Source organism: Pseudomonas sp. LBUM1657, from assembly GCF_059716075.1.
Genome location: NZ_CP166799.1, coordinates 5,372,324 through 5,388,219, shown reverse-complemented (window position 1 = coordinate 5,388,219; position 15,896 = coordinate 5,372,324). Strand labels below are relative to the sequence as shown.

The window sequence follows — 15,896 nt, the reverse complement described above, 5'->3', positions numbered from 1 at the left end:
CGAACACACTTATGAAAATAACAAAGAGTCTGTTTCACGTCGGTGTTCTGGGGCTTTCGCTGCTGGCGACCGGCGTGATGGCGGCGGTCCCAGCGGCCGAAGCGGACAAGCTGGGCAAAAGTCTGACCCCGATGGGCGCCGAGATGGCGGGCAACGCCGACGGTTCGATTCCAGCCTGGAAGCCGATGGCGAAAAACGCCGGCAACGTCGACGGAAAAGGTTTCCTGTCCGACCCGTTCGCCAGTGAAAAACCGTTGTTCACCATCACTGCGCAGAACGTTGACCAGTACAAGGAAAAACTCGCTCCGGGCCAGTACGCGATGTTCAAGCGCTACCCGGAAACCTTCAAGATGCCGGTCTACCCGTCCCATCGCGGTGCCACCGTGCCGGATGCCGTGTTTGCCTCCATCAAGAAAAACGCCACCAGCACCAACCTGGTGTCCGGCGGTAACGGTCTGGAAAACTTCGAAACCGCGGTTCCGTTCCCGATTCCGAAAACCGGCGTTGAAGTCATCTGGAACCACATCACCCGCTATCGCGGCGGCAGCGTAACTCGTCTGGTGACCCAGGCCACGCCGCAGCCGAACGGCTCGTTCAGCCTGGTGTACTTCCAGGACCAGTTTGTATTCCGCGACAAGATGAAGGATTACGATCCGGCGAACCCGGGCAACATCCTGTTCTACTTCAAGCAGAAAGTGACCGCGCCGGCGCGTCTGGCCGGTGGTGTGCTGCTGGTGCACGAAACCCTCGATCAGGTGAAGGAACCACGTTCGGCGTGGGTCTACAACGCCGGTCAGCGTCGTGTGCGTCGTGCTCCGCAAGTGTCCTATGACGGACCGGGTACCGCTGCCGATGGCCTGCGTACCTCCGACAACCTGGACATGTACAACGGTGCACCGGATCGTTACGACTGGAAACTCGAAGGCAAGAAAGAGATGTACATCGCCTCCGACAGCTACAAGCTCGACGATCCGAAGCTGAAGTACGCCGACATCATCAAGGCCGGTCACATCAACCAGGACCTGGCTCGTTATGAGCTGCGTCGTGTGTGGCATGTGGTTGCAACCTTGAAGGAAGGTCAGCGTCACATCTACGCCAAGCGTGACTTCTACATCGACGAAGACACATGGCAAGCGGCAGTGATCGATCACTACGACGGCCGCAATCAACTCTGGCGCGTGGCGGAAGCTCACTCCCAGAACTACTACAACGTTCAAGTGCCGTGGTACACCCTGGAAACCTTGTACGACCTGCAATCCGGTCGTTACCTGGCGCTGGGTATGAAGAACGAAGAGAAATCGGCGTATGACTTCGGCTTCACCGCGACCACCAGCGACTTCACTCCGGCCGCTTTGCGTCAGGATGGTGTTCGCTAACCTGCGCTGAACCGAGGCCGCATCCTCGAAAACGCCCCGACTGGTTCGGGGCGTTTTTTTTGGAGTTTTGTATCGGGGCGCGCTTGTTAACGCGGGGCTGCTCGCGAAACAACGGTGCCTGTAATGGCCTCTTCGCGAGCAAGCCCGCTCCCACATTTGATCTTTGCTGGACATAAAATCTGTGAGCAATGGAGATCCAATGTGGGAGCGGGCTTGCTCGCGAAGGGGTCGACACGGTCCGTCGGGAAAACTGAAGCTCAAGCTTGGCAACTTCTATTCGTAGACTTTTTGTAGCCATTTGTAGCAATAACCTTCATTCCCTCTTCGTTTACCGCTAGTCTGCGGACATCTGCAACGCCGCCAACAGCATTTCAAACAAGAGCCGGCCATGACTGATCTGTCCCCACTCCCGGGCCCTGCAAACGCTGCCATCGCCGCACTGGACGGGCGCTTTTTCCGGCCTCCATTGCCCGACGGCCATGTGCTGCGGCCGCGTCTGTGCGAGCGCCTGAGTGCGGGGCTCGGTGGCAGGCTGTTGCTGGTCAGTGCGCCGGCGGGGTTCGGTAAGAGTTCGTTGGCGGTGGAGTTCTGTCAGAGCCTGCCGGCACACTGGCAAAGTCTTTGGCTGGGATTGAGTCCGCGAGACAGCGATCCCGGCCGTTTTCTTGAACGGTTACTCGAAGGCCTGCAGGATTATTTTCCGCGACTTGGCAGCCAGTCTCTGGGGCTGCTGAAAATGCGTCAGCGCCATCAGCCATTCGCTTTCGAAGAATGGCTGGACGGTTTGCTCGATGAGTTGGCCGTGCACCTGTCACCCGGCACGCCATTGCTGCTGGTGCTCGATGACTATCATCTGGCTCAGGGCCCGGTACTTGATCGCTGCCTGCAATTCTTCCTTAATCATCTGCCTGATGGCTTGCTGGTGATGGTCACCAGCCGACAGCGGCCCGACTGGCATCTGGCGCGTCTGCGGCTGTCACGGCAACTGCTCGAGTTGCATGAGCAGGACTTGCGCCTGACCCACGACGAAGCCTTGACCTTGCTCGACCGGCACAGCAGTTCCTTGCGTGGTGAGGCGCTGGAGAACCTGATCCAGCGCAGCGAAGGCTGGGTCGCGGGGCTGCGATTCTGGCTGCTGGCGGCCTCCGAAGCGGGTACCGATGGTGCGTTACCCCAGTCCTTGCACGGCGGGGAAGGGCTGATCCGCGATTACCTGCTCGAAGAAGTCATCGATTGTCTGCCCGCCGAGGTGCAATCATTCCTATACGACACCGCACCTCAGGAGCGCTTTTGCAGCGAGCTGTGCGACGCCGTTCGTGATGCCCATGACAGCGCTGAGATCCTGCGTTTTCTGTTGGCCCACCAGGTGTTCCTGGTGCCGCTGGACGAACATGGCCACTGGTATCGTTATCACCATCTGTTTTCTGATTTGCTGCGCACCCGGCCTGCCGCTCAGTCGATGGTACCGACGGCCAGCCTGCATCTGCGCGCCTGTCGCTGGTTCAATGCCCAGGGGCTGCTCGATGAGGCGGTGGAACAGGCTCTGCGTGCCGGGCACCTGGACGTGGCGGCGAACCTGGTACAAAACCTTTCCGAAGAACAACTGCTGGCCGAACAGAACGTCGGCATGTTGCTGCGCTGGAAAATGGACTTGCCCGACAGCCTGCTGATCAGCACGCCACGGCTGATCGTGCTCTACAGCTGGGCGCTGGGGCTGGCCTGTCAGCTGGACGCCGCCGAGGAACTGGCCAGTCATTTGAGCCGCTTCCTGCCAGCGCCGTCGGCCACTGCGCAGAAATCCATGCTGGCGCAATGGCTGGCCTTGAGCGGGATCATCGCTCGCGGGCGTGGCAATCGAGAGCTGACGCTGCTCTATTGCAGCGAAGCGCTGGAGAGCCTTCCGGCCAAGCGTTACGGCCAGCGACTGATGTGCCTCTCGACCCTGTCCAACCTGGCCATTGCCGATGGCGACTTGTGGCGGGCACGCGGCTTGAACCGTGAGTCTCTGGAATTGGCACAACGGGTCGGCAATCCGTTGTTCGAAGCGCTGGCCCATTACGATCGCGCTCGCGTATTGCAAGCGCGCGGGGAAATCCTGCGTTCGCTGGATGAAGTCCGTCAGGGGCTGCTGCGCCTGCAAGGTTTATCCCCGCAACGGCTCTACGCCGTGCGCGCTCGACTGACTTTGTACGAAGGGTTTTTGCTGGCCCTACGCCTGCAACCACAAGCCGCGCGGGTACGTCTGCAGGCGGGTTTGACTGAAGCGCGCGCCTGTCGTGATATCAGCGTGTTGATCGGTCACTGCGTGATCGCCAGGCTTGAAGGCAGCGCCGGTGAGTTTGCCAAAGCCTTTGCCGAACTCGCCGAGGCCGAACGGCTGATGCACATCTGGGACGTGCCGCCGATTTACTATCTGGCGATGATCACCCTGGTCAAATGCGAACTCTGGCTGGCCCAGGGCCGCACCGATCTGGCTGAAGCCTGGCTGGCGCGACTGGGCCAGACCTACAACGGCGAACACGCGGCAGCACCTCCTGAGTTCCATCCGCAACTGCCGCTGCACATTGAGTTGCAGCAGGCCTTGCTGGAGGTCATTCAGGGGCAACCGATGCTGGCCGAAGGGCGATTGAATGCGTTGCTGGAGCATGGGCAGCAAACGGGCAGACAGCTGCTCAGCGTGATGGCACTGACCCAAAAAGTGACGTTGTTGCTGGGTGGTGGACGCGAACTCGAGGCACGCAAGGCCCTGAGCCAGGCACTGGAAGCGGCGGCCGGAGGTGTACTGCAACCGTTTGACCGGTTGTTGGCTGAACACCCGGACTGGCTGCGTGGGCAATTTCAACTCGGTGCGCCGACGTCCGTTTCACAGAGCCTTTCAGAAAAACTTCCGGCATTGGTTGCTCGTCCGCCATTGGATTCATGCCCGGCGACAGAACAACTCAGTACGCGGGAAATGGCCGTCCTGAGACTAATCGCCCAAGGCTGCTCGAACCAGGAAATCAGCGATCAGCTGTTTATCTCCCTGCACACGGTTAAAACCCATGCCAGCCATATCAACAGTAAATTGGGAGTTGAGCGGCGTACACAGGCGGTGGCGCGGGCGAAGGAGTTGGGAGTGTTGGGCTAGTTGAAAATGTAAGTGCCCTCGCCAAAGCAAAACGCCCCGAACAAGTCGGGGCGTTTTTCATTGTGTTGCCGTTGTTATGCGGTCAAATCACTTGCGCTGAAGCTATTGACGCCCACCAACTGGATTTCGAAGTCCGAGCCCAGGTCGCCATTTACGTTGCCATAGAGCACATGGTCGATGAAACGCAGTTGTCCCGCACCGGTGAAGTCATTCGCCCCGATAAAGCTAAAGCCATTGAAGCCACCGCTCAGCAAATTGGCGTCGAACTTCGTCAGATCGATTTTATCGCCCTGCAGACTGCTGAAGTCGGTGATGACATCGCGATTGGCGCCTGTGCCCATTTCGTTCACAGCACTGAAAACAAACCTGTCGGCACCTGCGCCGCCGGTGAGGATGTCGGCACCTGCGCCGCCGTCCAGGATGTTGGAATCGATATTGCCAGTCAGGGTGTTGTTCAGGCTATTGCCCAGGGCCGTGAAAGCTCCGCTGCCGAGCAAGAGCACGTTCTCGACGTTGTGCAGATTGCTCAGGTTCAGGTCGACGGTGTTGGTCTGGGCCGTAGCGGTATAGGTGACGTAGAGGGTATCAGTGCCTTCACTGGCATTTTCCTGGACCAGGGCCAGTTCGCCAGCCTGATCGAGACCGTAGTCGTCATTGCCCTGGCCACCGATCAGGGTATCCAGACCCGCGCCGCCATTGAGCTGGTTATTGCCGTCGTTGCCGGTGAGCACGTTGTTCAGGGCGTTGCCGACGCCATAGATATTGGTTGCGCCGGTCAGCGTGAGGTTTTCCAGGTTGGCGGCCAGAACGTAGCTCACCGAGGAGCGCACGGTGTCGATCCCGCCGGCCAGGGTATTGGTCTCGACGACCACATCATCGATGTTGTCGACGATGTAGGTGTCGTTGCCGTCGCCACCGCTCATGACGTCCGCACCGAGACCACCGTCCAGAAGGTTGTCGCCGATGTAGCCGTTGATGATGTTATTCAGGGCATTGCCGGTGCCGTTAAGGTTGGTACTGCCCACCAGCAGCAGGTTCTCGACGTTGCTGCCCAGGGTGTAATCGATGGTTGAATAGACGGTATCGATTTCGCTGCTCAGGGTGCTGGTCTCGACGACCATATCTCCGACGTTGTCGACCGCGTAGGCGTCGTTTCCGGCGCCGCCGATCATGAGATCGGCACCGAGGCTGCCATCGAGGACGTTGTCGGCACTGTTGCCGGTCAGGGTGTTGTTCAGGCTATTGCCCAGGGCCGTGAAAGCTCCGCTGCCGAGCAAGAGCACGTTCTCGACGTTGTGCAGATTGCTCAGGTTCAGGTCGACGGTGTTGGTCTGGGCCGTAGCGGTATAGGTGACGTAGAGGGTATCAGTGCCTTCACTGGCATTTTCCTGGACCAGGGCCAGTTCGCCGGCCTGATCAAGGCCGTAGTCGTCATTGCCCTTGCCACCGATCAGGGTATCCAGACCGGCGCCGCCAACAAGCTGGTTATTGCCGTCGTTGCCGGTGATCACGTTGTTTGAGGCGTTGCCGATACCATCGATGTTGGCCGTACCGGTCAGGGTGAGGTTTTCCAGGTTAGCGCCTAGGGTGAAGGTCACCGAAGAGCGTACGGTGTCGATCTCGTTGGCCAGGGTGCTGGTTTCAACAATCACGTCGCCGGTGTTGTCGACGATGTAGGTGTCGTTGCCAGCGCCGCCGATCATGAGGTCAGTGCCGATGCCGCCATTGAGGAGGTTGTCGGCATTGTTGCCCGTCAGGGTGTTGTTCAGGTCGTTGCCCAGCGCGGTAAAGGCGCCGGCACCGAGCAGCAGGACATTCTCGACATTCTGCAGGTTGCTCAGATTCAGATCGACGACATCAGTGTGTGCAGCGGCGTTATAGAGAACGTAAAGCGTATCGGTGCCTTCGTTAACGTTTTCCTGGACCAGTGCCAACTCGGCGGCCTGATCAAGGCCGTAGTCGTCATTGCCCTTGCCACCGATCAGGGTATCCAGACCGGCACCGCCAACGAGCTGGTTGTTGCCGTCGTTGCCGGTGATCACGTTGTTTGAGGCGTTGCCGATACCATCGATGTTGGCCATACCGGTCAGCGCGAGGCTTTCCAGGTTGTTACTCAGGGTGTAGCTCACCGAAGAGTGCACCGTGTCGATCTCGTTGGCCAGGGTGCTGGTTTCAACAATCACGTCGCCGGTGTTGTCGACGATGTAGGTGTCGTTGCCCGTACCGCCAGCCAGGTAGTCGGCACCGATGCCGCCGTTCAGGATGTTATTGCCGGTATTGCCGAGGATCACGTTGTTCAGGGCGTTGCCGGTGCCGTTGAGGTTGGTGCCGCCTAACAATGTCAGGTTCTCGACGTTACTGCCCAGGGTGTAATCGATGAAGGACGAGACCGTATCGATTTCGCTGGCCAAGGTGCTGGTCTCGCTGATCACGTCGCCGATGTTGTCGATGACGTAGGTGTCGTTGCCAGCGCCGCCGATCATGAGGTCAGTGCCGATGCCGCCATTGAGGAGGTTGTCGGCATTGTTGCCCGTCAGGGTGTTGTTCAGGTCGTTGCCCAGCGCGGTAAAGGCGCCGGCACCGAGCAGCAGGACATTCTCGACATTCTGCAGGTTGCTCAGATTCAGATCGACGACATCAGTGTGTGCAGCGGCGTTATAGAGAACGTAAAGCGTATCGGTGCCTTCGTTAACGTTTTCCTGGACCAGTGCCAACTCGGCGGCCTGATCAAGGCCGTAGTCGTCATTGCCCTTGCCACCGATCAGGGTATCCAGACCGGCACCGCCAACGAGCTGGTTGTTGCCGTCGTTGCCGGTGATCACGTTGTTTGAGGCGTTGCCGATACCATCGATGTTGGCCATACCGGTCAGCGCGAGGCTTTCCAGGTTGTTACTCAGGGTGTAGCTCACCGAAGAGTGCACCGTGTCGATCTCGTTGGCCAGGGTGCTGGTTTCAACAATCACGTCGCCGGTGTTGTCGACGATGTAGGTGTCGTTGCCCGTACCGCCAGCCAGGTAGTCGGCACCGATGCCGCCGTTCAGGATGTTATTGCCGGTATTGCCGAGGATCACGTTGTTCAGGGCGTTGCCGGTGCCGTTGAGGTTGGTGCCGCCTAACAATGTCAGGTTCTCGACGTTATTGCCCAGGGTGTAATCGATGAAGGACGAGACCGTATCGATTTCGCTGGCCAAGGTGCTGGTCTCGCTGATCACGTCGCCGATGTTGTCGATGACGTAGGTGTCGTTGCCAGCGCCGCCGATCATGAGGTCAGTGCCGATGCCGCCATTGAGGAGGTTGTCGGCATTGTTGCCCGTCAGGGTGTTGTTCAGGTCGTTGCCCAGCGCGGTAAAGGCGCCGGCACCGAGCAGCAGGACATTCTCGACATTCTGCAGGTTGCTCAGATTCAGATCGACGACATCGGTGTGTGCCGCGGCGTTATAGAGAACGTAAAGCGTATCGGTGCCTTCGTTAACGTTTTCCTGGACCAGTGCCAACTCGGCGGCCTGATCAAGGCCGTAGTCGTCATTGCCCCTGCCACCGATCAGGGTATCCAGACCGGCGCCGCCAACAAGCTGGTTATTGCCGTCGTTGCCGGTGATCACGTTGTTTGAGGCGTTGCCGATACCATCGATGTTGGCCATACCGGTCAGCGCGAGGCTTTCCAGGTTGTTACTCAGGGTGTAGCTCACCGAAGAGTGCACGGTGTCGATCTCGTTGGCCAGGGTGCTGGTTTCAACAATCACGTCGCCGGTGTTGTCGACGATGTAGGTGTCGTTGCCAGCGCCGCCGATCATGAGGTCAGTGCCGATGCCGCCATTGAGGAGGTTGTCGGCATTGTTGCCCGTCAGGGTGTTGTTCAGGTCGTTGCCCAGCGCGGTAAAGGCGCCGGCACCGAGCAGCAGGACATTCTCGACATTCTGCAGGTTGCTCAGATTCAGATCGACGACATCAGTGTGTGCAGCGGCGTTATAGAGAACGTAAAGCGTATCGGTGCCTTCGTTAACGTTTTCCTGGACCAGTGCCAACTCGGCGGCCTGATCAAGGCCGTAGTCGTCATTGCCCTTGCCACCGATCAGGGTATCCAGACCGGCACCGCCAACGAGCTGGTTGTTGCCGTCGTTGCCGGTGATCACGTTGTTTGAGGCGTTGCCGATACCATCGATGTTGGCCATACCGGTCAGCGCGAGGCTTTCCAGGTTGTTACTCAGGGTGTAGCTCACCGAAGAGTGCACCGTGTCGATCTCGTTGGCCAGGGTGCTGGTTTCAACAATCACGTCGCCGGTGTTGTCGACGATGTAGGTGTCGTTGCCCGTACCGCCAGCCAGGTAGTCGGCACCGATGCCGCCGTTCAGGATGTTATTGCCGGTATTGCCGAGGATCACGTTGTTCAGGGCGTTGCCGGTGCCGTTGAGGTTGGTGCCGCCTAACAATGTCAGGTTCTCGACGTTATTGCCCAGGGTGTAATCGATGAAGGACGAGACCGTATCGATTTCGCTGGCCAAGGTGCTGGTCTCGCTGATCACGTCGCCGATGTTGTCGATGACGTAGGTGTCGTTGCCAGCGCCGCCGATCATGAGGTCAGTGCCGATGCCGCCATTGAGGAGGTTGTCGGCATTGTTGCCCGTCAGGGTGTTGTTCAGGTCGTTGCCCAGCGCGGTAAAGGCGCCGGCACCGAGCAGCAGGACATTCTCGACATTCTGCAGGTTGCTCAGATTCAGATCGACGACATCAGTGTGTGCAGCGGCGTTATAGAGAACGTAAAGCGTATCGGTGCCTTCGTTAACGTTTTCCTGGACCAGTGCCAACTCGGCGGCCTGATCAAGGCCGTAGTCGTCATTGCCCTTGCCACCGATCAGGGTATCCAGACCGGCACCGCCAACGAGCTGGTTGTTGCCGTCGTTGCCGGTGATCACGTTGTTTGAGGCGTTGCCGATACCATCGATGTTGGCCATACCGGTCAGCGCGAGGCTTTCCAGGTTGTTACTCAGGGTGTAGCTCACCGAAGAGTGCACCGTGTCGATCTCGTTGGCCAGGGTGCTGGTTTCAACAATCACGTCGCCGGTGTTGTCGACGATGTAGGTGTCGTTGCCCGTACCGCCAGCCAGGTAGTCGGCACCGATGCCGCCGTTCAGGATGTTATTGTTGGCGTTACCGGTGATCACGTTGTTCAGGGCGTTGCCGGTGCCGTTGAGGTTGGCGCCGTCCACCAGAATCAGATTCTCGACATTACTGCCCAGGGTGTAGTCGATGTAGGAATAGACCGTGTCGATTTCCGAGAGCGTCGTGCCACGTTCAATGACTACATCGCCGACGTTGTCGACGATGTAGCTGTCATTCCCTGCACCGCCATCCATGGTGTCCGCGCCAGCCATGCCGTTGAGCAAGTTACTCATTGCGTTGCCGATCAGCGAATCGTCAAACGCCGAGCCATAGGCGTTTTCAATCTTGGCACCAAAAGCAATTGCCAGCCCTTCATTGAAAGCATCACCGTTCTGGTCGGTGAACGCTTTGCCGATCTGGCTGAACTGACCTTCATTGAGGTTGATGCGCACGGCGGCCAACTGGTTGCTGCCGTCGATGCTGTCGTTGCCGCCAGCGTCCCAGATGGTTTCGAACACCGATTGGGTCGGTGCCCAGGAATAAACGTTGTTGCCCGTCGCCCACAGGTTGTTGGCACCATAGAGGCTCTGGATCGCCAGGATATCGAGCAGCATGGGGGTGGTGGGTTCGTAGGAGTACGCGTTGTTGTAGCTCATGACGGTGAACTTGACGTCATCCAGCGACGGGTCGATCGTGATCGAATTCAAGCCGCCCGGCGCAAACGAATGCTTGAGGCCGATCGAATGACCGACTTCATGGATGAACGTCATGAAGTCATAGCTGCCTTTATCAGGCGTCAGGTCATAGGTATTCGGCCCGATCCAGACATCGCCACCACTCGGGGTGTCAGAAGGGTAATAAGCCCAGGCAGCCGCGTCGTCATCCAGCTGCGTATAACCACCGAAGCGTATATCGCCCACGTTGAACAACGTTTCAGTGGTCTGCTGGAAAGTAATGTTGGCGACTGCACTCCATGCAGCGAGTGCACCGGTGGCCGCCGTCTGCTGCGCAGCCGTCAATGCGTACATGTCTTTGTACTCATTGTCGGCACTGTAGTTGTAGGCGAATTTGGAAGTGGCAGGTGATATAAAACTATAAGTCAGGCTAGTCACCGCCCCAGGCACGTACCACTTCGTGCTTTCCCATTGGAAACCGGAAATTAGACTGTCGACCGGTGCAAATCCGGTCAGTGAAGAGGTCGTGCTATAGGAGTAACCAGTGGGGCGTGGCATGTGAAATTCCTGAGTTAGGCTGCGACCCTTCCTGAATGCGGCCGCTACAATCTGCAATTTTGCATGAGAAATAGCGCCATTGACATCATATGGCCACTATTTTTTTGATGAGGGCCGACGTATGGCAGCTCCGGCCTTTTATATCGGCCGCGCCCGTATAATCCTTAGGTCACCAAACCAATCCTGCACAAGACCGCCATGCCCTTCCCAGGACCCGTTATGAACACCGTAAAAACCACGCTAATCCGCGAAACCTTCCCCGTCGGCCCGTTGCAGTGCAACTGCACGATCATCGGCGACCCGATCACCAAAAAGGCCATCGTCGTCGATCCGGGCGGCAATCATGAGCTGATCCTGGCGCGCCTCGACGCCTTGGGCCTGAAGGTGGTCAGCATTATTCACACCCACGCGCACCTTGATCACTTCCTGGCCTCGGGTCAGTTGAAGGAGAAAACCGGCGCGACGTTGCATTTGCACAAGGAGGATCAATTTCTCTGGGACAACCTTGAGATGCAGTGCCAGATGTTCGGTGTGCCCTACACACCGGTGCCGTCGCCGGATCGCTGGTTGGCCGATGATGAAGAACTGGCGTGCGGATGCGGCGTGGCGTTGCACACGCCGGGTCATACGCCGGGTTCCATGAGTTTCTGGTTTTCCGAGGCCAAGCTGCTTATTGCCGGTGATACGCTGTTTCGTCGCGGGGTAGGGCGCACGGATTTGTGGGGCGGCGATCAGGCGACTATCGTGCGGTCGATCAAGCAGCGCTTGTATACCCTCGATGAAGAGGCGACTGTCGTGACGGGGCATGGTCCGGACACCCGTTTGGGTGATGAAATGCGCGAGAACCCTTTTGTGCGGGCCTGACCTGCATTTGTGAAAAGCCGGGCGGAATTTTTGTCGTCCAGAATGATCCAACGCCCGCAAAGGCTGATGCCTTAAGTCCGTTGCACCACAGAATGCAAAAAGTAGGAGCTCTTCATGTTCACCAAGCAGCATTTGATTATTGTCGCTACGGCTGTGGCCTTGCTGTCTGGCTGCGCCTCGCCTAACCCTTACGACAGCCAGGGCCAGGCCGACGGTGGCTCCACGGGCATGAGCAAAACCGCCAAGTACGGTGGCCTCGGTGCTCTGGCCGGTGCGCTGGCCGGTGCCGCCATCGACCACAATAACCGTGGCAAGGGTGCACTGATTGGCGCCGCGGTGGTCGGTGCTTCCGCCGCCGGTTACGGCTACTACGCCGACCAGCAAGAGAAAAAATTGCGTGCCAGCATGGCCAACACCGGGGTGGAAGTGCAGCGCCAGGGCGATCAGATCAAGCTGATCATGCCGGGCAACATCACGTTCGCCACCGATTCGGCGAACATCGCCTCCAGCTTCTATCAGCCGCTGAACAACCTGGCCGGCTCGCTCAAGGAGTTCAGCCAGAACCAGATCGAGATCGTCGGCTACACCGACAGCACCGGCAGCCGCCAGCACAACATGGACCTGTCCCAGCGTCGCGCCCAGAGCGTGGCGACTTACCTGACTTCGCAAGGCGTGAGCGGCACCAACTTGAGCGCCCGTGGCGCCGGTCCGGATAACCCGGTTGCCAGCAACGGCGACGTCAATGGCCGGGCGCAGAACCGTCGGGTCGAGGTCAACCTGAAGGCGATTCCGGGTCAGCAGTATGGTGGCCAGCAGCAAGGCACCGTTCAGCAATATCCATAACACCGCAAAACCCTGTGGGAGCGGGCTTGCTCGCGAAGGCGGCGTGTCAGACAACAATGATGTTGACTGACACTCTCTCTTCGCGAGCAAGCCCGCTCCCACATTGGGCGCTCGTAAAACTTTCTAATTCGCCTCTTTCACCGCGCTGAGAAATGCGCAGGTGCGCTCCTGCTGTGGGTGTTCGAAGATTTGCGCCGGGGTACCCTGTTCGTGAATCTGGCCCTTGTAGAAGAAGCACACGCGATCGGCAAACTCCCGGGCGAAACCCATCTGGTGCGTGACCATCAGCATGGTCAGGTTGTGCTCAGCACCGAGTTTACGGATCACGTTGAGCACTTCGCCGCACAGTTCCGGGTCCAGCGCCGAGGTCACTTCGTCGAACAGCATGACTTTGGGTCGCATGGCCAATGCGCGGGCAATCGCCACCCGTTGCTGCTGGCCGCCGGACAGTTGCGAAGGGTAATGCCCCAGTTTGCTGCCCAACCCCACCAGTTCCAGCAAGTCCGCCGCTCGCTCGCGCGCCTCGACCGGTTTCATGCCGAGGACCTGCACCGGGGCCTCGATGACGTTTTGCAGCGCCGTCATGTGCGGGAACAGGTTGAAACTCTGGAACACCATGCCGATCTTGCCGCGCACGCGACGGATATGCCGATCGTTGGCCGGCACCAGCACGCCGTTGCGATTGGGCATGTGGGTCAGCAGGTCGTCTTCGATGCGGATCACGCCGTCATCGATGCCTTCGAGCGTCATCAACACCCGCAGCAAGGTGGATTTGCCCGAGCCGCTGGGGCCAATGATCGCGACTTTCTCGCCCGGCGTGACGTCCAGGTTCAAGTGGTCGAGCACGGTGAAGTTGCCATAGCTCTTGGTGACGTCCTGGAAGCTGACAATCGGCTTGACCGGTTTGGTTTCCTGCATGGTCATGGCCTCCTGCGGATGCAGCGGGGTCGTGTTGCTGTGCCGGGAAAGGTCGTTGGGTGTCGAGAGTGGAGAAGTCATTAGCGTAGCTCCAGACGCACTTCAAGGCGCCGTACCAGATAAGCCAAAGCGATGCTCAGGGCGAGGAAAAACAGACCGACCATGGTGATCGGCTCCAGGTAGCGGAAGTTCTCGGAGCCGATGTTCTTGGCCTGTTGCATGATTTCCACCACGGTAATGGCCGACAGCACCGGCGTGTCCTTGAGCATCGCCACCAGGTAGTTGCCCAATGGCGGCAGGATCGGCCGCAGGGCCTGGGGCAAGATGATGTTGCGGTAGGCGCTGTACGGGGCGATGTTCAGCGCCGTGACGGCCTCCCACTGCGCCCGCGGCACTGCATCGAGACCGCCGCGATACACCTCGGCGATGTAGCAGGCGTAATGCAGGCCGATGCCGAGAATCCCCACTTGCATGGCGCTCATGCTGACGCCGTAGTTGGGCAGCACGTAGTAGAGGAAATACACCTGGATCAGCAGCGGCGTGCTGCGAATGAATTCGATCACCCCGGTGGCCGGCCACGACAGCCAGATTCGGCGGCTGCGCCGGCCTATGGCCAGGAACAGCCCCAGCACAATGGCGATCAGGAAACCGATCAGGGTAATGCCCACGGTGTTGAACGAGGCGCGCAGCAAATCGGGGAGGATCTGCCAGGCGTAGGTCCAATCGAACAGTGTCATGACAGACCTCCGCGCATCCGCCCGCGAGCCAGGTGCCGCTCAATGCGGCGCATTCCGAAGTTGATGGCTTGCGCCAGGACGAAGTACATCACCAGCGCCAGGCTGAAGATTTCCAGGGTTTGGAAGGTTGCCTGATCCAGTTGCCGAGCGCGGAAGCTGAGGTCGGACAAGGTGATCAGCGACACCAGCGAGGTGTTCTTCAGCAACTCGATCAGCAGGTTGGTGCCCGGTGGGATCGCGGCCAACAACGCTTGCGGCAGAATGATGCGGCTAAAGCGTTTGTAGCCGCTGAAGTTCAGCGCCGTGGACGCTTCGTACTGACCCTTGGCGACCGAGCTGATCGCGCCGCGCATCACTTCTGCGCCGTAAGCGCCGATGTGCAGGCCGAGGCCGACGATGGCCACGGCGTAGGGGCTCAATTCAAGATTGAACGGCGGCAGCGGCAATACAAAAAACAGCCAAAACAGTTGCACCAGCAACGACGTGCCGCGAAACACTTCGATGTAGGCGATGGAAAACCAGCGCAGCGCCCGCCATGGCGACATGCGCCCGAGGGCCGCGAGTATCGCTGCGACAATCGCCAGCAGTGAGCCGAAGAAAGTCACCTGGAGCGTTACCCAGGCGCCTTGTATCAATAGCGGAAGTAATTCACCCATGGTTCAAACCTGTCCATCCGGATTAAGCAGGGGAAATAGGCATCGCGCCGTGGCGCCATGCCTGTTTCGACTATTGAGCGCAGAGCTCGGCAGCCGTTTTGCTTGTCACGTTGGATTTGTCGAAGCCGAACGGCGCGACGGTCTTGAGGTGCTCTTCAGAGCCCAGCCACTTTTTCAGCTCGGCGTTGACCGCATCCCGCAGGTCTTTGTCTTCGGGGCGGAAGGCGAGGGCGCCGTAGCCGATGTGCGACGGGTCATCCTTGAATTCGGTGACCGCTTCGACTTTTTCACCACCCTTGGATGCCAGGCCTTTCATGGTCAACTGGGTGCCCACGGCCGCATCGGCACGCCCAGCGCGCACGGCTTGCAGTTGGGCGGTGGTGTCCGGCACCTGGAGGATTTGCGCATCTTTCACGCCCGAATCCCGCGCATACGCCAGGTTGACCGTGCCAGCCATGATCGCCAGTTTGACGTCCGGGTTCTTGGCGATGTCTTCATAGCTGTGCAGGTTCTTCGGGTTGCCTTTGGCTGTCAGCAGCGCGTCCGGCAGTTGATACTGCGGATCGGTGAACAGCACCTGCTTGCAACGGGCCGGGGTGATGTACATGCCGGCGGCAATCACGTCGAAGCGTCCGGCGCGCAGGCCCGGGATCAACGAACCCCACTCGGTCAACACGCCGTCGACCTTGGAGATGCCCATCTTGGCGAAGATGGCTTTGGCGATTTCCGGTGATTCACCGGTGACCCTGCCGTCGGTTTCGGTAAACGCGAACGGGGTTTCGTTGGCGTAACCGATGCGGATGCTGCTGTTCTGTTTGATGGTTTCCAGCGTGGTGGCGGCGTTGGCGCTGGCGGCCAGGCCGAGCATCGCGCAAGCCACGAACAGGCGACGCAAAGCATGGGGGGTGCGGGTGGTGAAATTGCTCATCGGTAAAATCTCCTGTTTCTTGTGGACCCGTCGGTGACGGCTCTGTGGTAGGAGGCAGTGTGACAAGAGCAAAACGTACAAAGGACTGATCCCATGGATCGGGACACAGTTCCGG

The 15,896-nt window shown here is 59.0% G+C and carries 9 protein-coding genes; 4 read left to right on the top strand and 5 right to left on the bottom strand.

Annotated features, from left to right (window positions below; translation table 11 throughout):
* The first annotated feature begins 11 nt into the window (after positions 1 to 11).
* A complete protein-coding gene (locus ACA055_RS24865; protein WP_497681026.1) occupies positions 12 to 1,376 on the top strand; it encodes a DUF1329 domain-containing protein in 1,365 nt (454 codons plus the stop codon).
* 388 nt (positions 1,377 to 1,764) lie between these two features.
* Positions 1,765 to 4,503 carry a winged helix-turn-helix domain-containing protein gene (locus ACA055_RS24860; protein WP_497681025.1) on the top strand — a complete coding sequence of 913 codons (2,739 nt, stop codon included), beginning with the start codon at positions 1,765 to 1,767 and terminating at the stop codon, positions 4,501 to 4,503.
* A gap of 74 nt (positions 4,504 to 4,577) precedes the next feature.
* Here ACA055_RS24860 and ACA055_RS24855 read toward each other — a convergent pair whose 3' ends face one another.
* Positions 4,578 to 10,835, bottom strand: a complete 6,258-nt coding sequence (locus ACA055_RS24855; RefSeq protein ID WP_497681024.1) for a matrixin family metalloprotease — start codon at positions 10,833 to 10,835, stop codon at positions 4,578 to 4,580.
* A gap of 219 nt (positions 10,836 to 11,054) precedes the next feature.
* On the opposite strand from ACA055_RS24855, the gene ACA055_RS24850 reads away from it, so the two are divergent.
* The gene (locus tag ACA055_RS24850; protein ID WP_497681023.1) at positions 11,055 to 11,699 is read left to right on the top strand and encodes an MBL fold metallo-hydrolase; all 645 of its coding nucleotides are present in this window, start codon (positions 11,055 to 11,057) and stop codon (positions 11,697 to 11,699) included.
* Between the two features lie 114 nt (positions 11,700 to 11,813).
* Positions 11,814 to 12,542, top strand: a complete 729-nt coding sequence (locus ACA055_RS24845) for a YiaD family glycine zipper/OmpA-like lipoprotein (protein WP_497681022.1) — start codon at positions 11,814 to 11,816, stop codon at positions 12,540 to 12,542.
* Positions 12,543 to 12,665: 123 nt separating this feature from the next.
* On the opposite strand, the gene ehuA is transcribed toward ACA055_RS24845, so the two are convergent.
* The 4 genes from ehuA to ehuB all read right to left on the bottom strand — a co-directional run bounded on the left by ehuA (position 12,666) and on the right by ehuB (position 15,781).
* The gene (gene ehuA / locus ACA055_RS24840; protein ID WP_497681021.1) at positions 12,666 to 13,541 is read right to left on the bottom strand and encodes an ectoine/hydroxyectoine ABC transporter ATP-binding protein EhuA; all 876 of its coding nucleotides are present in this window, start codon (positions 13,539 to 13,541) and stop codon (positions 12,666 to 12,668) included.
* Positions 13,541 to 14,197, bottom strand: coding sequence for an ectoine/hydroxyectoine ABC transporter permease subunit EhuD (gene ehuD / locus ACA055_RS24835; RefSeq protein WP_497681020.1), 657 nt, complete (start codon positions 14,195 to 14,197; stop codon positions 13,541 to 13,543). The genes ehuA and ehuD overlap by 1 nt, the downstream gene beginning before the upstream one ends.
* Entirely contained in the window at positions 14,194 to 14,853 is a 660-nt protein-coding gene (gene ehuC / locus ACA055_RS24830) for an ectoine/hydroxyectoine ABC transporter permease subunit EhuC (protein WP_497681019.1), read from the bottom strand. Before ehuC ends, ehuD begins: the two co-directional genes overlap by 4 nt.
* A gap of 70 nt (positions 14,854 to 14,923) precedes the next feature.
* Entirely contained in the window at positions 14,924 to 15,781 is an 858-nt protein-coding gene (gene ehuB / locus ACA055_RS24825; RefSeq protein ID WP_497681018.1) for an ectoine/hydroxyectoine ABC transporter substrate-binding protein EhuB, read from the bottom strand.
* Between the last annotated feature and the right edge of the window lie 115 nt (positions 15,782 to 15,896).